The following is a 17421-nucleotide window of genomic DNA, read 5'->3' on the forward strand; positions in this document are numbered from 1 at the left end:
GTGGCAGAAGTCAAATGGAAAGGAGCATGCGGTGGCAGATTCGAAGAGCTCGCCGGAGCAGCCGTGGTCGGTGTCCAAGCTCAACACCTCGGTGAAGGGCTGGATCGAGCGCCTCGGCTGGCTGTGGATCGAAGGCCAGCTCACCCAGGTCAACACCAAGCCCACGTGGCGGTATTCCTACCTCACGCTGCGCGACACCCAGGAGCAGGCCAGCGTCCAGCTCACCGCGGAAACCTCGCTGCTCACGGGCATGCAGGTGCCACTTAACGACGGCGACCGCGTCGTCGTGCTGGGCAAACCGTCCTTCTACCCGGGCCGCGGCACGTTTTCCATGCGCGTGACCGAGATCAGGCACGTGGGCGCGGGCGAGCTGCTGGCCCGCATCGAGGCGCTGCGCAAGCAGCTCGCCTCCGAGGGCCTGTTCGACCCCGCGCGCAAGAAACCGCTTCCCTACCTACCCACGAAGGTCGGTTTGATCACCGGCCGCGGCTCCGCCGCCGAGCGCGACGTGGTCACCGTGGCCCAAGGCCGCTGGCCGGAAGTGCGCTTCGAGATCATTAACACCCCGGTCCAGGGCCCGACCACCGTGCCCGCGGTGATCGAGGCGCTCGGGGTGCTGGATGCGGACCCCGAGGTGGACGTGATCATCGTCGCCCGCGGCGGCGGGTCCGTGGAGGACCTCCTGCCGTTTTCGGAGGAGGCGCTGCAGCGTGCCGTCGCAAAGCTTGGCACCCCTGTGATCTCCGCGATCGGCCACGAGCCGGACAACCCGGTGCTGGACAACGTCGCGGACGTGCGCGCCGCCACCCCCACCGATGCAGCCAAGCGCGCGGTCCCCGATGTGGCGCAGGAGCGATTGCTTATCGACGAAGCACGCGCCCGCATGGCCGCTGCCCTGCGCGGATGGGTCCAACGCGAACGAAACGGCCTGGCTTCCGTGCGCACGCGCCCCGCCCTCGCCGACCCGATGATGGCCATTACCCGCCGCCGCGAGGAGATCGAGCGCGCCACCGCCCTGATCCGCCGCGACGTGTCCCACCTGCTGCAGCGCGAAACGCAGCACGTGCGGGGCTTGCGCGCCCAGGTCTCCGCGCTAGGGCCGTCGGCAACGCTCGCCCGCGGCTACGCCGTGGTGCAGGTGCTGCCCCGCGACGGCTCCGACGCCGAAGTTGTCACCTCCATCGACCAGTCCCCGCCCGGATCGCAGCTGCGCATCCGCGTCGGCGACGGCTCCATTACCGCCGCCTCCATGTCCACCACGCAAGCAGATTAGGAACACGAACATGACTGAGAACGCTTTCGGCACCGGCCAAGCCAACGACAACGCGCTGCCGGACCCGGCCACCTTAAGCTACGAGCAGGCCCGCGACGAGCTGGTCGAAACCGTGAAGATCCTCGAGCTGGGCCAGATGAGCCTGGACGAGTCACTGAAGTACTGGGAGCGCGGCGAGGCGCTGGCGAAGCGGTGCGAGGTGCTTCTCGACGGCGCCTCAAAGCGCGTCGAAGAAGCGATCAGTTCCCGTCAGCAGCCTGAATCGGAGCAGTAGCCAGCGCGGTCGAGATCAGCTCCTCGAACTCGCTGGCTTCCCCTGCGCCGGTGAGCACGAGGCGGGCGTCACCCGCGTCGACGACCCAGAGGTCGCGCACGTCCTTCTCCTCGGAGGTGTAGATCTCAACGCTGCGGCCGTCGATCTCCTCGGAGCGGTCCAGGGTGCGCGGCTTCTCGTCCGCGCCCTTTGCAGCTTCCTCCGCGTCGACGCCGGTCTGCGTGAGCTGGATGAAGCCGCGGTCCGGGGTGATCCAGCCGACGGTCGGCGCCGGCTGGCCGCCGAGCATGGAGCGGCGCGCGGAGTTGGTGACCCAACCTTCCGGCATCTCCGGGTAGCGCACCGGGAAGTCCACGCCGCGCGCCTCCAAGTCGAGGAAGGTCTCCGCGTCGACCTCCTGGACCGGCCCCTGTTCGGGCGCGCCGGGGTTAAACGAGCACAGCCCGGTCGCGCCGACAGCGACGACCATCAGCACGATGATGAGCACGGAGTTGATCGCGATGTCTCGTCCGTCCTGGAAGATGCGGGGTTTTTTGTTGCTAGCCACGCCGAACAGTATGGCATGCGCCCCCGCTTCCCCCTTAAAGGTGGGAAGAACGGGCAATTGTGCGATTGGTAGTGCCACAATAGAGGGGTCTTTTTGTGATTCATGTTTAGGAAGGCCTCCCCATGACCGAACAGTCCGATCTTTACCCCGACCGCAATCTCGCGATGGAGCTGGTGCGCGTCACCGAGGCCGCCGCGCTCGCCTCCGGCCGCTGGGTCGGCCGCGGCCAGAAGAACGAAGGCGACGGTGCCGCCGTCAACGCGATGCGCAAGATGATCAACTCCGTGGAGATGGACGGCGTGATCGTCATCGGCGAGGGCGAAAAGGATGAGGCCCCGATGCTGTTCAACGGCGAGCAGGTCGGCACCGGCCGCGGCGCCGCCGTGGACATCGCCGTCGACCCAGTCGACGGCACCCGCCTGATGGCCGAGGGCCGCCCGAACGCGATCTCCGTGATCGCCGCCGCGGACCGTGGCTCGATGTTCAACCCGCAGGACGCGTTCTACATGAACAAGATCGCCGTCGGCCCAGAGGCGGTCGGCGCGATCGACATCACGAAGTCGACCGCCGAGAACATCAAGTCGGTCGCCGAGGCGAAGGGCGTGCGCCCCGCCGACATCACGGTGGTCGTGCTCGATCGTCCGCGCCACAAGCAGCTTGTCGACGACATTCGCGCCGCCGGCGCCAAAGTCCGCTTCATCATGGACGGCGACGTCGCCGGCGCCATCGCCGCTGCACAGGCCACCAGCTCCATCGACATTGCGATGGGTATCGGCGGCACCCCGGAGGGCGTCGTCACGGCGTGCGCTCTGAAGTGCCTGGGCGGCGAGATCCAGGGCATGCTCGCCCCGCAAGGCGACGAGGAGCGCGAGAAGGTCCTCGCCGCCGGTCACGACCTGGACCGCGTGTTGGGTATCAACGACCTGGTCACCTCCGACAACTGCTACTTCGCCGCCACCGGCGTGACCAACGGCGACATGTTGCGTGGCGTGACCTACCGCAAGTCCGGTGCCACCACCCGCTCGCTGGTGATGCGCTCGAAGTCCGGCACCGTGCGCTTCATTGAGTCCCAGCACCAGCTGACCAAGCTGCAGGACTACTCCGTGGTGGACTACACCGAGCCGGAGAACTAGGCCGCAGCCTAAAGCAACGCGCCGATCAGCGCCGCGCTGGCCAGCAGGTTGTTCACCACGTGCACGATGTAGCTGGCGGTGATGGTGCCGTGGAAGCGTGCCACCAGCGCTAGGCCAATGCCGGCGAAGAAGGTGAACACGATCGCCGGCGGCGCGATGTGGGCCGCCCCGAAAATCGCCGCGGTGGCCAGCACGCTCGCCGCCGCGGGCATCAGCGTGTCGAAGTAGTTCATGAGGACGCGGCGGAACACGATCTCCTCAATGAACGGCCCGATGAGCAGGTAGCCCACCAGCAAAAGCAGCACTGGCGCGGCGCTGTCCAAGTCCCGGGCGAGGGTCTCGCTGGCGGAGTCGCCGCGGGGCTCAAGTCCGAACAGCGGCGCGACAACCGACGTCGCTGCCGCAGAGCCGAGCACCACCGCCGGAGCCTGCCACAGCAGGTGCCAGCCCCGGCGCCCGAGCCGGGAGAAGGCGAGCTCGAGCCCGCGGTGCCGCATGTAGCGCACGAGCAGCACCGTCGGCACCGCCAACGCGACCAACACGGCAACCGGCAGCACCGTCAGCGCCACAGTCCGGGACACACCGGCGCGCACCAAAACCAGCCCCTGGCCGAGGAGCAGAACGTACATCGCCCCCATCGCGGCGGCCGCAACTCCCGCGTCCCTCAAAGTGGGGGTCTCCATGGCCTGCGGTTCGGGCATTTCGTCTCCTCGTCATGTCCGGTTGGTGCATAATCGTGCTGTGGAAAGGCACGCGCGCACTCTACCGCGCGCGGCGTGCACGCGACAGAAGTAAAGGACAATGATGGCTGATCAGGAATACCGCATCGAACATGACACGATGGGCGAGGTCAAGGTGCCCGTCGACGCTCTCTGGCGCGCCCAGACGCAGCGCGCTGTGGAGAACTTCCCCATCTCCGGCCGCGGCCTGGAAGCCCAGCAGATCCGCGCGCTCGGCCTGCTCAAGGCTGCGTGCGCGCAGGTGAACAAGGACCTGGGCAACCTGGACGCCGAGAAGGCCGACGCCATCATCGCCGCCGCGAAGGAGATCGCGGACGGCAAGCACGACGAGCAGTTCCCCATCGATGTGTTCCAGACCGGCTCCGGCACCTCGTCCAACATGAACACCAACGAGGTCATCGCCTCCATCGCGAAGGCCAACGGCGTTGAGGTCCACCCGAACGACCACGTGAACATGGGCCAGTCCTCCAACGACACCTTCCCCACCGCCACCCACGTCGCCGCCACCGAGGCCGCGGCCAGCGACCTGATCCCGGCGCTGAAGGTGCTGCAGGAGTCCCTGGAGAAGAAGGCGAAAGAGTGGCACGAGGTGGTCAAGTCCGGCCGCACCCACCTCATGGACGCCACCCCGGTGACCCTGGGCCAGGAGTTCTCCGGCTACGCCCGCCAGATCGAGCTCGGCGTCGCGCGCGTCGAGGCCACCCTGGAGCGCCTGGGCGAGCTCGCGATCGGCGGCACCGCCGTGGGCACCGGCATCAACACCCCGGCGGAGTTCGGCGGCAAGGTCACCGAGGAGTTGAAGAAACTCACCGGCATCGAGCAGCTGTCCGAGGCGGAGAACCACTTCGAGGCGCAGGCCAACCGCGACGGCCTGGTCGAGTTCTCCGGCGCGATGCGCACCGTGGCCGTGTCCCTGTACAAGATCGCCAACGACATCCGCCTGATGGGCTCCGGCCCGCTGGCCGGCTTCGGCGAGATCCACCTGCCGGATCTGCAGCCGGGTTCCTCCATCATGCCGGGCAAGGTCAACCCGGTGCTGTGCGAGACCGCAACCCAGGTCTCCGCGCAGGTCATCGGCAACGACGCTGCTGTCGCCTTCGGCGGCACCCAGGGCCAGTTCGAGCTCAACGTGTTCATCCCGATGATGGCGCGCAACGTCCTCGAGTCCTCCCGCCTGCTGGCGAACACGGCCCGCCAGTTCGCCACCAAGCTTGTCGACGGCATCGAGCCCAACGAAGAGCGCATGCGCACCCTGGCCAAGTCTTCCCCGTCGATCGTGACCCCGCTCAACTCCGCGATCGGCTACGAAAACGCCGCGAAGATTGCCAAGCACGCGATCAAGGAGGGCATCACCATCCACCAGGCCACCATCGACCTCGGCTTCGTGGACGGCGAGAAGCTCACCGAGGAGGAGCTGGACAAGCGCCTCGACGTGCTGTCCATGGCCAACACTGACCGAAACTAGGCCGCAACTAGGCCGCAACTAACGCGTAGCTAGAATCAGCCCCCAGCACATCAACTAACTCGCTGGGGGCTTTTTCCATGCCTGATTCTTTCTCCGAGCTGCGCACCGCGGGCGGCCCGAACAAGCCGTGGGTCGTCGGCGGGGTGCTCGCGCTCATCGTCGCTATCATCGGCGTCGCGCTCGCGGCGGCCTACTGGTACGCCAACCCGCGCCCCGAGCCCGAAAGCACCGTCCCCGAAACGGTCACGGTCACCGCGCAGCAGCAATCGCCTATCGACGACCCTTCGGCCCCCACCGGCACCTACACCGGAACGCTGAACAGCTTGGAAGATGACGCAAAGGTCAAGGCGTGGCCCGCGGTGGCGACCTTCGGCGGCGGCACCGCCTCGGTGACCTACCCCCTCACCGGCTGCACGGCGCTGATCGGTGTAGGCGGCGAATCGATCCCGTTGACGAAGGGCTGTAATGACGGGCAGGGCCGTTGGGACGTCGAGAAGCATACGCCCGGCATTGTGAAGCTGACCTACTTAGAGGACGGAAAAGCGCTGGTAGAAGGCGAACTTTCAGCGGGCTTGCCATAATGTGCACCGGGTGTAATATTGCACCCCGTGCAAAATGAGGGAATCAGGGAGCAGAAGCGGCGCGAAACGCTGCAACGCATCCGCGACGAGGCGGCCCGGCTTGTGGGCGCTCACGGCTACGACAACGTCACCGTCGACGACATCTGCCTGGCTGCAGGCATCTCCCGGCGCACGTTTTTCAACTACGTCGACTCCAAAGACGAGGCGATCCTGGGCTCGTTCCCCTTCGCCTTCAGCGAGGATGCGCTCGACGCAATTCGTCAGACGCGAAGCGACAATGTGCTCGAGCTCGTCATCCGCTCCATCAAAGTGGAGCCGGGGCGCTTTGACGGGCCGGCCGCGAAATGCCGCCGCGAGCTGCTGGAAAACAACCCCGGCCTGATGCACGCCGAGGCCGCCCGCAAACGCGGGTTCCTCACCGAGGTCGGCCGCGCCGTCTACGCGCACTTCGAACGCTTCCCTGAAGACCGCAGGCACACCGGGACGCTGGAGGACGAGACGCACTTCATCGTCGTGCTGTTCCAGGGAGCGGTCAGCCGCTACCTGTGGCACCCTCCGGAGGGCGCCGACCCCGTCGAGCAACTGCTGGCAAACGCACACGATCTCACCGTCTACGCAAAGGAGATGAAATGGTAGAAACCCGCGCGGACCGCGATCCGCTTCAGGCCACCCCGCCAAACGTGGGGCTGGTGTTCTCGGCCCTGCTGCTGACCATGCTGATGAGCTCGCTGGGCCAGATGATTTTCGCCACCGCCCTGCCCACCATCGTCGGCGAGCTCGGCGGCGTGGACCACATGAGCTGGGTCATCTCGGCGTTTTTGGTCACTATGACCATCGCCATGCCGATCAACGGCAAACTCGGCGACATTCTGGGCCGCAAATGGCTCTACATCACCGGCATCGGCCTGTTCGTGGTCGGCTCCGCCCTCGGCGGCTTCGCCCACACCATGGAGCTTTTGATCATCGGCCGCGCCATCCAGGGCCTGGGCGCAGGCGGAATGATGGTGAACTCGCAGTCCATCATCGCCGAGGTGGTCCCCGCCCGTGAGCGCGGCAAGTACATGGGTGTCATGGGTGCCGTCTTCGGCGTCTCCTCGGTGCTCGGCCCGGTGCTCGGCGGCTGGTTCACCGACGGGCCCGGCTGGCGCTGGGCACTGTGGATGAACATCCCGCTGGGTATTTTGGCCATGTGCGTGTGCACCGCCGTGCTGCGCCTGCGCCGCGGCTCGGCAAAGGGCATGCACTACGACTACCTGGGCACCACACTGATGGTGGTGGCCACGGCCTCGCTGATCCTCACCACCACCTGGGGCGGCACCCAGTACGAGTGGACCTCCCCGACGATCATCACCACCTCGCTTATCGCGTTGGTTGCCGCCGTGGCATTCGTGTTTGTGGAGCTGCGCGCCACCAACCCGCTGATCCCGATGGACCTGTTCAAAAACCGCAACATGGTGCTGACCACGCTTGCCGGCACGGTGCTAGGCCTGGCCATGACCAGTGGCCTGGCGTACCTGCCCACCTACCTGCAGATGGTCCACCAGCTCACCCCCACCGAGGCGGGCCTGATGATGCTGCCGATGGTCATCGGCATGCTCGTCACCGGCATGGCGGTCGGCTTCATCATCTCCAGGACCGGCCGCTACAAGATCTACCCGCTGGTCGGCATGCTCGTGACCACGCTGGGGCTGTTCCTGTTCTCTCGCCTCGAGGTGACCACGTCGCTGACCACGCTGGGCGTCTACATGTTCATCTTCGGCTTCGGCCTGGGCCTGGTCATGCAGGTGCTGGTGCTGATCGTGCAGAACTCGTTCCCGCTCAAGCATGTGGGAACGGCGACGTCGACGAACAACTTCTTCCGCCAGATCGGCTCGTCCATCGGCGCGTCCCTGGCAGGCTCGCTGTTCATCCACAACATGCGCGACCACCTGGAGCAGCGCCTCCCGGAGGCGCTAGCCAAGCTGGGCCCGGAGGGCCAGGCGTACGCGGCGAAGTTCCAGGAAGGCGGGGCGAACAGCCTCACCCCCGGCGTTGTCGCCCAGCTGCCGGATCCCATCAAGGACGCGGTGCTGAGCAGCTACAACGACGGGCTTACCCCCGTGTTCCTGCTCATGGTGCCGCTGGCGATCGTCGCCTTCGTCCTCCTGCTGCCGGTGCGCGAGGAAGCGCTCAAGGAGGACTTGAGCTAGCAGCTCACTGCTCGCGCGACATCGGCAAAATCAGCTCCCAGATGTCGCAGTCGCGCCACTCACCCTGGCGCTCGCCGTAGGCCATCTGCGCCATGTTGTGGAACGTGCCCACCTTTTCAAATCCGCGGGACTTGTGCAGTCCCGCGGATCCTTCGTTTTCGGGGAAGATCCAGGAGTGGATGGACCACTTGTGCAAGTTGATGCAGGTCTGGATCAGGTGGTCCAAAAGCGCGCCGGCGATCCCGCGTCCGCGGGCGTCGGGATGGGTGTAGATCGAATCCTCTACCACGCCGTGGAACACGCTGCGGGTGGACGCCTTCGCCGCGCCAACCCAGCCGAGCACTTTGGTGTCGTCGGCGGCGTCGACCGCCACGAAGACGGTCTCCATGATCTTCTTGCGGGAGAACTGCTCCCAGGTCTGCCCCTGGGTTTCCCAGGAGGCGTTTCCGGTTTGCAGCCCCATCTCATAGATGGCGCGTACCTGCGGATAGTCTTCCGGTCGGATGGGCCGGATGGCAAAGTCCGATTTTTGCATGCGCTCCATTGTCCAGATCCCCGCGAGGGCGCGCAAACACTCGCCCAGCAACGCAAAAGCGCCACCCCGCCGCAGCGGAGTGGCGCTTGGAATCAGGCGAGGTAGGCCGCCGATTTACTTCTCGGTCACGATTGCGGTGAAGGCATCCTCGGTGCCGCCGCGGGTCCACTCGATGGTGCCGTTCTCAAACTCCTGGGTCCAGCCCGACTGGTCGGCGTTCTCGGTCTCCGGTGCGACCGGGAAGCCCAACTTCTGGTCCAGACGCACGTCGGTGATCCACTCGTTAGCGATCTGGCCCCAGGTCGGAGCACCACCGGTGTTCTCGTTCCAGGTGATGTAGTGCTCGTTGTCGTAGGTGACGATCCAGCCGCCGTCAGTCTCCTCAACTGCCATCGGCTCGCCCCACTCCGGCTGAGCGTACTCGTCCATAGCGGCCTTCACGCCTGCCGGAACCATCGCGGTTGCGCCGTCGGCGGTGGTGATCTCCTCGGTAGCCTCAGCGTCGCCAGCAGCAGCGGCGTCGGTGTTATCCGCGGCCTCGCCAGCGGTCTCGGTGGCAACCTCGGTCTCGGTAGCGGTCTCCGAGACGATCTCGGTGGAGGTCGGCTCACCCTCGCCGTCGTTGGAGCAAGCAACCAGGCCGGTTGCGCCAAGGGTCAGAGCAGCTGCGGAAGCGACGATCTTACGGGAAAACATAATCAATACCTTTCATTCTTGAAATAAGTGCGCCGTCCATTATGAACTTTGCGTTAACGTCGAGTCCGCTTTGCACCCGATCGGGGGTGCGCATTTCCACGCGAAGAACGCACCGTGCGCCCCTTCGTCACACCGACAAAGTCCTGCACAGCGTCCGAATCGTCCGCCCTGCGCCACACGAGCGCGATCTGCGTCGCCGGTTCCTCCCCCAGAAGGGGTAATGCTTTGATCTGTTTGCGCGCGAGGTTCTTCAACAGCGGCAGTGGCCCGTAGGCCACGCCGACGTTCGCGGCGACGACTTGCAGGGCGGACCGGAGGTCGTCGATAGGCGATTGCCCGTCAAAGTTCACAATCTCGTCCGCGAGATCCGCGCGGGAAACCTCCCCTACCTCCGCGTAGACGGAATCCTTCGGCACCGCGACGCCGGCCGCCTCCTCGTAGAGGCGCACCACGTGGTACTCGTCGGTGACGCGCTCGTCCGGAAGCCGCACGAGCGCTGCAGTTGCTTGCTTGCCGACGAGCACGAACGGATCATCCGCCGGCATCGTCTCAAGTCGGCTTCCGGTGAGTTCCTCGAAGCGGCGGAACCACTTCCCCGGCTCAGTGCCGGTGGCGAAGGCAATGGTGAGCATGGCCGTCAATGCTACCGTTTTGACCATGACTGATCAGACCCCCTCCGGCATCGCCATGAAGCCGGTAACCGCCGCAAAGAAGCTGGGCATCTACCTTCCCGCCACCCCGCAGGAGTTCCAGGACGGCGCCGTGACCCACGCCGAGCTGCGCGACCTGCAGGACAACCCGCCGCAGTGGCTGCAGGAGCTGCGCCTTTCCGGCCCACACCCGCGCCCCGAGGTCGCCCGCAAGCTGGGCATTTCCGTGACCGCGCTGAAAAGCGCCGGCGTGGACCAGGCGATGACCACCGACGAGATCCGCGCGCTGCTGGACGACCAGCCCGAGTGGCTGCAAAAAGCCCGCGCCACTCTCGCGGAGCAGCGCGGGCATGATGTTGCCGGCGGCGACGGCGCAAGCGCCGACGCCGGAGAAGCCGAAAAGGACTAGAGCATCTTCCAATCCTCGAGGTCCGGGTAGAGCGGGTACTTCCGCGCCAGGGCCTCAACGCGGCCGCGCAGCGCGTCGATGTCGGCTGCTTCGCCCTTGATCAGGGTCTCCGCGATAATCTCTGCGACCTCGCGGAAGTCCTCCTCGCCGAAGCCGCGGGTGGCCAGCGCGGAGGTGCCGATGCGCAGGCCCGAGGTCACCTTCGGCGGGCGCGGGTCGAAAGGCACGGCGTTGCGGTTGACGGTAATACCCACCGAGTGCAGCAGGTCCTCGGCCTGCTGGCCGTCCATCGGCGAATTGCGCAGGTCCACCAGCACGAGGTGCACCTCGGTGCCGCCGGAGACGACGGACACACCGGCCTCGCGTGCGTCGTCGGCAAGCAAACGCTCCGCCAACACCTTCGCGCCGGCGAGGGTGCGGCTCTGACGATCCTTGAATTCGTCCGTGCCCGCGATCTTGAACGCGGTCGCCTTCGCGGCAACGACGTGCATCAGCGGGCCGCCCTGCTGGCCCGGGAAGACCGCGGAGTTGAGCTTCTTGTGCAGCTCCAGGTCGTTGGTGAGGATGAAACCGGAGCGCGGGCCACCCAGGGTCTTGTGCACCGTGGAGGAGACCACGTGCGCGTGCGGGACCGGGTTCGGGTGCAGGCCGGCGGCGACCAGGCCGGCGAAGTGCGCCATGTCCACCCACAGGTAGGCGCCGACCTCGTCGGCGATGGAACGGAACTCCGCGAAGTCCTCGTGGCGCGGGTACGCGGACCAGCCGGCGATGATCACCTTCGGCTTGACCTCGCGGGCCTGCTCGCGCAGCTTCGCCATGTCGATCTGGTGGGTGTCCTCCTCCACCTGGTACGCCGCAACGTTGTACAGGCGGCCAGAGAAGTTGATCTTCATGCCGTGGGTGAGGTGGCCGCCATGCGCCAGGTCCAGGCCCAAGATGGTGTCGCCCGGCTCCGCCAGCGCCATGAGCACCGCGGCGTTCGCCTGCGCGCCGGAGTGCGGCTGCACGTTCGCGTACTGGGCGCCGAAGACCTCCTTCGCGCGGTCGCGCGCCAAGTCCTCAATGACGTCCACGTGCTCGCAGCCGCCGTAGTAGCGGCGGCCCGGGTAGCCCTCCGCGTACTTGTTGGTCAGCACCGAGCCCTGCGCCTGCAGCACGGAGCGCGGCACGAAGTTCTCGGAGGCGATCATCTCCAGCGTGTCGCGCTGGCGCGCCAGCTCGTCCACAATTGCGGCGTGCACCTCTGGGTCGTAGGTGGCCAGATCCTGGTAGCGGAGGTCTTCAGACACGTCGACCGGGTCCTTTCTTTTCGCGTTGACAACGGCTTCTCGCAGTATAGGAAAATCGGCACGCCCAGAAGGCGGATTCATTCCCCTTTTACGCGGGTGCAACAATGGTGGCTATGTCACGAGCCGATTCGTCGCCGTACCTCGACTTCCACCGCGAGGACTGGCGCAAGCGCCGCGCCAAGATGCCCCAGGTGCTCACCGAGGAAGAGCTGCAGAAGCTCTCCGGCATCGGCGAGAACCTCGACCTGCAGGAGGTCGAGGACATCTACCTGCCCCTGTCGCGCCTGATCCACCTGCAAGTGCGCGCCCGGCAAAAGCTCACCAACGCCACCGAAACATTCATCGGCGGCGACCCGGGGCACGTGCCGTTCATCATCGGCCTGGCCGGCTCGGTGGCCGTGGGCAAATCCACCACCGCGCGCGTGCTGCAGGTGCTGCTGCAGCGCTGGGACTCCCACCCGCGGGTGGACCTGGTCACCACCGACGGCTTCCTCCACCCGAAGGCGGTGCTGGAAGAGCGCGGGATCATGAAACGCAAGGGCTTCCCAGAGTCCTACAACCGCAGAAACCTGATGCGTTTTGTCACCGAGGTCAAGTCCGGCCAGCCGGTGGTCAGGGCCCCGATCTACTCGCACGAGGCCTACGACATCCTCCCCGACGAATTCGTGGAGGTCCGCCAGCCCGACATCCTCATCCTCGAAGGCCTCAACGTGCTGCAGACCGGCCCAACGCTGATGGTCTCCGACCTGTTCGACTTCTCCATCTACGTCGACGCAAAGACCGAAGACATCGAGCGTTGGTACATCGAGCGCTTCCTCAAACTCCGCGACACTTCGTTCCAGCAGCCCGGCAACCACTTCGAGAGCTTCGCCGGCATGGACGACGCCGAAGCCGCCTACGCCGCGCGCGAACTGTGGCAGACCATCAACCTGCCCAACCTGGTGGAAAACATCCTGCCCACCCGCGTGCGCGCCTCGCTGGTGCTGCGCAAGGACTACGACCACACCGTCCAACGCGTGCGCATGCGCAAGATCTAGCTACTTGCCAAAGCGGCGGGAGCGCTGCGAGTAGTCGCGCAGCGCGCGCAAAAAGTCGATCTTGCGAAACGCCGGCCAGTAAATGTCGGTGAACCAAATCTCCGAGTACGCCGCCTGCCACAGCAGAAAACCGGACAGGCGCTGCTCGCCGGAGGTGCGGATGACCAGGTCCGGGTCCGGCTGGCCGGAGGTATACAGGTGCTCCGAGATGGATTCCACCGTGATCTCGGCGGCCATCTCCGTGGCTGGCACTCCGGCGTGCGCTTTGTCGTCGATAAGCGATTGCACCGCATCCACGATCTCCTGGCGCCCGCCGTAACCGACCGCGATGTTGACGGTGAGACCGTGCTTGGTGTCGGTTGCGGCCGCACCCTCGCGCATGCGCCTAGCGACGTCCTCCGGCAGCAGATCCAAATGCCCCACCAACCGCACGCGGCAGGTGTAATCCTCCGTGGCCAGATCCTCGATGACCCCGGAGATGATGTCGAAGAGCAGCTCCACCTCTTCGGTGGTGCGCTGCAGATTCTCCGTGGAAAGCAGGTAAATGGTGAGCACGTCCACGTCCATCTCCGCGGACCAGCGCACGAGCTCGCCGATCTTCGCGCCGCCGACGCGGTGGCCGTGGGAGATGTCCTCGAAGCCCGCCTCACGCGCCCAACGACGGTTGCCGTCGGCCATCACGGCGATGTGCTTCGGACGCTTTTTGCCGCGCAGCTCGCGCTTTAGGCGCGCCTCGTACAGCGGGTACAGCGGGTATCGCAGCTTCGAAAGGACAGACACGGGATAAATTCTAGCCAGCTAGAACGCGTTTTTCTTCCGCTGGTCCTTCAGACCAGCCTTTTCCATGGCCTCGTCGATCGCCTTCTCGTCGAATGGGTCGATGCCGCGCGCCTCCGCGAACGCCTGGCGGCGCTTGAAGCGGGAGAAACGGCGGTGGAACGACCAGCCGATGAACAGCACCACGATGGCCAAGACCACCAACAGAAGCAGACCGATCGGCGAGGCCTTGCCAAAGTCCGGGCCCACCGGGGTCTCGCCCGGATTCTGGGCCAGCACGAAGCTCGCGGCGTTGGCGGCGGCGACAGTAAAGGTTGTCATTTAGCTTTCCTCCTCGATGCCGGCGAACAGGTCGGTTTCCGGCAGGGTGGTCTCCACCCTGGACGCGGCGAGCTCAAACTCCTCGGTGGGCCAGACGTCCTGCTGGTCCTCCACCGGGCTAGCTAGAAACGCGCCGGCGGGGTCGATCTGCGTGGCGTGCGCAGTGAGCGCCTCGGCGCGCTGCTGGAAGTAGCCGGCGCACTCGACCTGGGTGGTCACGCGGCCGAATACGTCGCCTTCGTTTTCCTCCCAACGCTTGATCATCAGCTCGTACGGGCTCTGCTTCCCACGCTGGATCAGGCGCTCCTGCAGCAGTTTCATGCGCTGCAGGATGAATCCGTGCGAGTAGTACAGCTTCAGCGGCGTCCACGGCTCGCCGGTGCCGGGCGCGAAGTCCGGGTCGCCCGCGCGCTCCCAGGCGATCATGGAAATCGCGTGCACCATCAGGTGGTCCGGGTGCGGGTAGCCGCCGTTTTCGTCGTAGGTGATGATCACGTGCGGGCGGAACTCGCGGATCTGCTCCACGATCTTCACCGCCACCTCTTCCGGGTCCTGCACCGCGAACGAGCCTTCCGGCAGCGGCGGCAGCGGGTCGCCTTCGGGCAGCCCGGAATCCTCGTAGCCCAGCCAGACGTGCTCCACGCCGAGGGCTGCCGCGGCGCGCGCCATTTCCTCGCGGCGCACCTCGAGGATGTTGTCCAGCACGCCCGGGCGGTCCATCGCCGGGTTGAGCACGTCGCCGCGCCGGCCGTCAGTGCAAGTGACGACCTTGACGCGGTTGCCTTCTGCGGCGTACTTGGCCATGGTGGCGGCACCCTTGGAGGACTCGTCGTCGGGGTGGGCGTGAATCGCCATGAGACGCAACCCGGTCACTCGATCAATCCAACTTTCGTAGGGGTCAGTTCTGTACCTCCGCGTCATCTTAGTACCATCAACTCGAAAGTCCTTACCACCTGCAAGGAGCCGTTTCCGTGAGCACCGCAACCACTCCCCGCCCCGCCAACCGCTACGGCCGTTCCAACCGCGCCGGCGGCTCCATCGGCGGCAAAGTGGTCGCGGTTGTCGCCGCACTGCTCATGATTGCCCTGCTCTTTGTCGGCGCCCGCACCATCATGCAGCGGTTCAGCGAGCCCGTTCGCGCGGAGTTCATTTCACAGGAGCGTATCGACGACAACACGGGCCGGCTCTGGATCGACGTCAACCGCAAGAACCCGGACGTGCCTGCGTACTGCATCGTCACTGCGGTGGACTACTCGCATTCGGAGGTGGGCCGTCGCGAGGTGGTGCTGCCGGCCGGCGGCGAGCAACACTCCCGCATCGCGGTGGACCTGCCGGTGCGCGAGCCGCTGGTGTCTGGCCGCATCTACGGTTGCTCCGAGAATCTCCCCTTCTACATGGACCCGGAGAGCAGCTTCTACGCAGCGCGCTAGCGGAAACTAGCCGGAAAGCGTGTGGTAATCTTCCGGCTGTATATCTGCACACATTGGCCCGCTAGCGGCGGGCCGATTTCACGTATCAGGGAAGGTTTAGACCCCTATGGCTGAATCCCAGCAGCAGTACATCACTCCTGAAATGAAGGCCAAGCTCGAGGCCGAACTGCAGCAGCTCATTGATAACCGCCCCGCCATCGCGGCCGAGATCAACGAGCGCCGCGAGGAGGGCGACCTCAAGGAGAACGCCGGCTACGACGCGGCCCGCGAGCAGCAGGACCAGGAGGAGGCGCGCATCAAGCAGATCTCCGAGATCCTGTCCAACTCCACCACGGAGCGCGCTGGCATTGTCGAGGGTGTTGCCCACGTCGGCTCCGTCGTGCACGTCTACTATGACGGCGACGAGGACGACCGCGAGACCTTCCTCATCGGCACCCGCGCCGCCTCCACCGACAACGCGGATTTGGAGACCTACTCGGAGCAGTCCCCTCTCGGCGCCGCCGTCGTCGGTGCCGCCGAGGGCGAAACCCGCAAGTACACCGCACCGAACGGCCGCGAGATTTCCGTCACCGTGGTCTCGGCCGAGCCGTATGATTCAGTCAAGGCCTCCACGCCCCGCGCGAAGTAGCCAGTACGTTTCTCTTTTCAATACAGAAGGACCATTCCTGTGATTGCCACCTCTTCCCGCAAAGCAGTAGCCGGCGTCGCCGCCCTGGCAGCTCTCGCCCTGGCAGGCTGCACCCCGCCGCACCAGAACCCCTCCTCCGAGAAGGTCGACACGGCCACGACCCAGGACCCGAACTCCCTGAAGGGTGCAGGCACCTCCGCCACCACGGCCGGCACCGCTACGGCGACAAACGTCACCGCGGCGAATGCCGTGAAGGAGCAGGAAACCTCCGAGGCCGCTGTCGCCGCTGCACCGGTGTTCAATAACTGCGGCGCCACCGACCTGGTGCGCCCGGACCGCCTGACGGTGGACTGCGAGAACCAGGACGACTTCCTCGAGAACATCGTCTGGGACCAGTGGGGCGAGGACCTCGCCGAGGGCACCGCAACCCGCGTTGTCACCTCCCCGGACAACCGCGAAGAGGGCGTGAAGGTTGTGCTGGGCAACCCGGAGATCGTCGACGGCAAGCCGGTGTTCACTACCGTGACTGTCGACGGCCAGCCCGTCGTGCCGGATAACAACTACTAAACCGCGCGCACGACAAAGCGCCTCGCCCCGGAGATGATCCGGAAGCGAGGCGCTTTGTGTTTCTGCAAAGGCCCTAGCGGTCGTTGACGTAGGACAGCAGGCGCAGGATCTCGGTGTAGAGCCACACCAGGGTCACGGCCAGGCCGAGCGCGACGCCCCAGGAGGCGCGCTCCGGCGCACCAGTTCGGACCAGCTTGTCGGCGAGGTCGAAGTCCTGCAGGAAGGACAGGGCCGCCAGCACGACGCAGACGACGCCGAAGATGATGGACAACGTGCCACCGTCGCGAAGCGGAGAGATGCCGGTGAAGATTGCCAGCAGGAAGTTGCCCAGCGCCATGATGGCCACGCCGAAGATCATGCCGGTGACGATGCGGTTAAAACGCGGGGTCACGCGGATCGCGCCGCGGCGGTAGACCACGAGCATGCCGATGAACACGCCGACCGTGCCCAGGATGGCCTGGAAGATCAACTGGCCGGCATCGGCGCCGCCGACGGTGAACCAACCAGAAACGGTCAGCGAGAATCCGCCGAGGAACAGGCCCTCAAACGCGGCGTAGATCAACGTCAGCGTCTTAGAGCCGAACTCGCGGCGGAACGCGTTGACCAAGGTGGTGATGAAGCCGCCGATGGCGCCGACGATGGTCAGGATGACACCGAGGTTGACGTTGCCAGTAAGGAAGATGCAGAAGTTCACCGCGGCGAACGCGATGATCACGGCGAGGGTGATGCCCGTCTTGGTCACCACATCATCCACCGTCATCGGACGCTGCTGATCTATCTCTCGCGCGCTCCCCGGCAGCGTCGCGGTCTGGCCATCCTGGTAGCCGTTGTCCGCGTCCGCCCCCGGAATGTTGCGCAGAACGGGGTTAGTGCTTCTCAC

Annotated in this window: 22 protein-coding genes; 12 read left to right on the plus strand and 10 right to left on the minus strand. The window is 65.8% G+C overall.

Annotated features, from left to right (window positions below):
- Positions 1-31 precede the first annotated feature (31 nt).
- Entirely contained in the window at positions 32-1273 is a 1242-nt protein-coding gene (xseA, locus tag ACF3NP_RS05950) for an exodeoxyribonuclease VII large subunit (protein WP_392399109.1), read from the plus strand.
- Between the two features lie 10 nt (positions 1274-1283).
- Positions 1284-1547, plus strand: a complete 264-nt coding sequence (locus tag ACF3NP_RS05955) for an exodeoxyribonuclease VII small subunit (RefSeq protein ID WP_181888116.1) — start codon at positions 1284-1286, stop codon at positions 1545-1547.
- Here ACF3NP_RS05955 and ACF3NP_RS05960 read toward each other — a convergent pair.
- Positions 1513-2094, minus strand: coding sequence for a DUF4245 domain-containing protein (locus ACF3NP_RS05960; protein WP_392399110.1), 582 nt, complete (start codon positions 2092-2094; stop codon positions 1513-1515). The two genes, ACF3NP_RS05955 and ACF3NP_RS05960, sit on opposite strands and share 35 nt — an antisense overlap.
- A gap of 122 nt (positions 2095-2216) precedes the next feature.
- Here ACF3NP_RS05960 and glpX point away from each other — a divergent pair, with 122 nt between their 5' ends.
- A complete protein-coding gene (glpX, locus tag ACF3NP_RS05965) occupies positions 2217-3227 on the plus strand; it encodes a class II fructose-bisphosphatase (protein WP_181888114.1) in 1011 nt (336 codons plus the stop codon).
- Between the two features lie 8 nt (positions 3228-3235).
- On the opposite strand, the gene ACF3NP_RS05970 is transcribed toward glpX, so the two are convergent.
- Positions 3236-3928, minus strand: a complete 693-nt coding sequence (locus tag ACF3NP_RS05970; protein ID WP_181888113.1) for a CPBP family intramembrane glutamic endopeptidase — start codon at positions 3926-3928, stop codon at positions 3236-3238.
- A 103-nt stretch (positions 3929-4031) separates the two neighbouring features.
- Between ACF3NP_RS05970 and ACF3NP_RS05975 the strand changes: the two genes are divergently transcribed.
- The 4 genes from ACF3NP_RS05975 (at position 4032) to ACF3NP_RS05990 (ending at position 8202) form a co-directional block, all read left to right on the plus strand.
- Positions 4032-5432 carry a class II fumarate hydratase gene (locus ACF3NP_RS05975; RefSeq protein ID WP_392399111.1) on the plus strand — a complete coding sequence of 467 codons (1401 nt, stop codon included), beginning with the start codon at positions 4032-4034 and terminating at the stop codon, positions 5430-5432.
- Positions 5433-5509: 77 nt separating this feature from the next.
- Entirely contained in the window at positions 5510-6013 is a 504-nt protein-coding gene (locus ACF3NP_RS05980) for a hypothetical protein (protein WP_181888111.1), read from the plus strand.
- Between the two features lie 27 nt (positions 6014-6040).
- Complete coding sequence (locus ACF3NP_RS05985) at positions 6041-6649, plus strand: TetR/AcrR family transcriptional regulator (protein WP_311389549.1); 609 nt, start codon at positions 6041-6043, stop codon at positions 6647-6649.
- Positions 6643-8202 carry an MDR family MFS transporter gene (locus ACF3NP_RS05990; RefSeq protein WP_392399112.1) on the plus strand — a complete coding sequence of 520 codons (1560 nt, stop codon included), beginning with the start codon at positions 6643-6645 and terminating at the stop codon, positions 8200-8202. The genes ACF3NP_RS05985 and ACF3NP_RS05990 overlap by 7 nt, the downstream gene beginning before the upstream one ends.
- Before the next feature lie 4 nt (positions 8203-8206).
- Here the strand turns inward: ACF3NP_RS05990 and ACF3NP_RS05995 are convergent, their stop codons facing one another.
- The 3 genes from ACF3NP_RS05995 to ACF3NP_RS06005 all read right to left on the minus strand — a co-directional run bounded on the left by ACF3NP_RS05995 (position 8207) and on the right by ACF3NP_RS06005 (position 10065).
- Positions 8207-8737 carry a GNAT family N-acetyltransferase gene (locus ACF3NP_RS05995; RefSeq protein ID WP_181888109.1) on the minus strand — a complete coding sequence of 177 codons (531 nt, stop codon included), beginning with the start codon at positions 8735-8737 and terminating at the stop codon, positions 8207-8209.
- Positions 8738-8851: 114 nt separating this feature from the next.
- The gene (locus tag ACF3NP_RS06000; protein ID WP_181888108.1) at positions 8852-9433 is read right to left on the minus strand and encodes a hypothetical protein; all 582 of its coding nucleotides are present in this window, start codon (positions 9431-9433) and stop codon (positions 8852-8854) included.
- Positions 9434-9486: 53 nt separating this feature from the next.
- Positions 9487-10065 carry a LysR family transcriptional regulator substrate-binding protein gene (locus ACF3NP_RS06005; protein WP_181888107.1) on the minus strand — a complete coding sequence of 193 codons (579 nt, stop codon included), beginning with the start codon at positions 10063-10065 and terminating at the stop codon, positions 9487-9489.
- Positions 10066-10090: 25 nt separating this feature from the next.
- Between ACF3NP_RS06005 and ACF3NP_RS06010 the strand changes: the two genes are divergently transcribed.
- A complete protein-coding gene (locus tag ACF3NP_RS06010; protein WP_181888106.1) occupies positions 10091-10492 on the plus strand; it encodes a DUF5997 family protein in 402 nt (133 codons plus the stop codon).
- Here the strand turns inward: ACF3NP_RS06010 and glyA are convergent.
- Positions 10489-11781, minus strand: a complete 1293-nt coding sequence (glyA, locus tag ACF3NP_RS06015; RefSeq protein ID WP_392399113.1) for a serine hydroxymethyltransferase — start codon at positions 11779-11781, stop codon at positions 10489-10491. The two genes, ACF3NP_RS06010 and glyA, sit on opposite strands and share 4 nt — an antisense overlap.
- A 113-nt stretch (positions 11782-11894) precedes the next feature.
- On the opposite strand from glyA, the gene coaA reads away from it, so the two are divergent.
- On the plus strand, positions 11895-12818 hold the full coding sequence (gene coaA, locus ACF3NP_RS06020) for a type I pantothenate kinase (protein WP_181888104.1): 924 nt from the start codon (positions 11895-11897) through the stop codon (positions 12816-12818).
- Here coaA and ACF3NP_RS06025 read toward each other — a convergent pair whose 3' ends face one another.
- The 3 genes from ACF3NP_RS06025 to mca are packed head-to-tail and all read right to left on the minus strand — an operon-like array spanning position 12819 to position 14771.
- Complete coding sequence (locus tag ACF3NP_RS06025; protein ID WP_181888103.1) at positions 12819-13598, minus strand: isoprenyl transferase; 780 nt, start codon at positions 13596-13598, stop codon at positions 12819-12821.
- Positions 13599-13616: 18 nt separating this feature from the next.
- Positions 13617-13916, minus strand: coding sequence for a hypothetical protein (locus tag ACF3NP_RS06030; RefSeq protein WP_181888102.1), 300 nt, complete (start codon positions 13914-13916; stop codon positions 13617-13619).
- A complete protein-coding gene (mca, locus tag ACF3NP_RS06035; RefSeq protein WP_236883387.1) occupies positions 13917-14771 on the minus strand; it encodes a mycothiol conjugate amidase Mca in 855 nt (284 codons plus the stop codon). It lies immediately after the preceding gene.
- A gap of 116 nt (positions 14772-14887) precedes the next feature.
- Between mca and ACF3NP_RS06040 the strand changes: the two genes are divergently transcribed.
- From ACF3NP_RS06040 to ACF3NP_RS06050, 3 genes are all read left to right on the plus strand, one after another.
- Positions 14888-15346: a DUF4307 domain-containing protein gene (locus tag ACF3NP_RS06040; protein ID WP_239306060.1), complete on the plus strand. Its 459-nt coding sequence runs from the start codon at positions 14888-14890 to the stop codon at positions 15344-15346.
- A 106-nt stretch (positions 15347-15452) separates the two neighbouring features.
- A complete protein-coding gene (gene greA / locus ACF3NP_RS06045) occupies positions 15453-15974 on the plus strand; it encodes a transcription elongation factor GreA (RefSeq protein WP_181888100.1) in 522 nt (173 codons plus the stop codon).
- Positions 15975-16013: 39 nt separating this feature from the next.
- The gene (locus tag ACF3NP_RS06050; protein WP_181888099.1) at positions 16014-16541 is read left to right on the plus strand and encodes a hypothetical protein; all 528 of its coding nucleotides are present in this window, start codon (positions 16014-16016) and stop codon (positions 16539-16541) included.
- A gap of 73 nt (positions 16542-16614) precedes the next feature.
- Here ACF3NP_RS06050 and ACF3NP_RS06055 read toward each other — a convergent pair whose 3' ends face one another.
- A complete protein-coding gene (locus tag ACF3NP_RS06055) occupies positions 16615-17421 on the minus strand; it encodes a Bax inhibitor-1/YccA family protein (RefSeq protein ID WP_269952525.1) in 807 nt (268 codons plus the stop codon).

This window comes from Corynebacterium lehmanniae (genome assembly GCF_043161975.1).
Classification (GTDB): Bacteria; Actinomycetota; Actinomycetes; order Mycobacteriales; family Mycobacteriaceae; genus Corynebacterium; species Corynebacterium lehmanniae.

What these genes read in the sequence shown, in the direction of transcription:
- ACF3NP_RS05955 (WP_181888116.1), top strand. Translation starts at nt 1,284, where the DNA reads ATGACTGAGAACGCTTTCGGCACCGGCCAAGCCAACGACAACGCGCTG.
- ACF3NP_RS05980 (WP_181888111.1), top strand. Translation starts at nt 5,510, where the DNA reads ATGCCTGATTCTTTCTCCGAGCTGCGCACCGCGGGCGGCCCGAACAAG.
- coaA (WP_181888104.1), top strand. Translation starts at nt 11,895, where the DNA reads ATGTCACGAGCCGATTCGTCGCCGTACCTCGACTTCCACCGCGAGGAC.
- ACF3NP_RS06030 (WP_181888102.1), bottom strand. Translation starts at nt 13,916, where the DNA reads ATGACAACCTTTACTGTCGCCGCCGCCAACGCCGCGAGCTTCGTGCTG.
- greA (WP_181888100.1), top strand. Translation starts at nt 15,453, where the DNA reads ATGGCTGAATCCCAGCAGCAGTACATCACTCCTGAAATGAAGGCCAAG.
- mca (WP_236883387.1), bottom strand. Translation starts at nt 14,771, where the DNA reads ATGGCGATTCACGCCCACCCCGACGACGAGTCCTCCAAGGGTGCCGCC.
- ACF3NP_RS05975 (WP_392399111.1), top strand. Translation starts at nt 4,032, where the DNA reads ATGGCTGATCAGGAATACCGCATCGAACATGACACGATGGGCGAGGTC.
- glpX (WP_181888114.1), top strand. Translation starts at nt 2,217, where the DNA reads ATGACCGAACAGTCCGATCTTTACCCCGACCGCAATCTCGCGATGGAG.
- ACF3NP_RS05990 (WP_392399112.1), top strand. Translation starts at nt 6,643, where the DNA reads ATGGTAGAAACCCGCGCGGACCGCGATCCGCTTCAGGCCACCCCGCCA.
- ACF3NP_RS06000 (WP_181888108.1), bottom strand. Translation starts at nt 9,433, where the DNA reads ATGTTTTCCCGTAAGATCGTCGCTTCCGCAGCTGCTCTGACCCTTGGC.
- ACF3NP_RS06010 (WP_181888106.1), top strand. Translation starts at nt 10,091, where the DNA reads ATGACTGATCAGACCCCCTCCGGCATCGCCATGAAGCCGGTAACCGCC.
- ACF3NP_RS05970 (WP_181888113.1), bottom strand. Translation starts at nt 3,928, where the DNA reads ATGCCCGAACCGCAGGCCATGGAGACCCCCACTTTGAGGGACGCGGGA.
- ACF3NP_RS06005 (WP_181888107.1), bottom strand. Translation starts at nt 10,065, where the DNA reads ATGCTCACCATTGCCTTCGCCACCGGCACTGAGCCGGGGAAGTGGTTC.
- ACF3NP_RS05995 (WP_181888109.1), bottom strand. Translation starts at nt 8,737, where the DNA reads ATGCAAAAATCGGACTTTGCCATCCGGCCCATCCGACCGGAAGACTAT.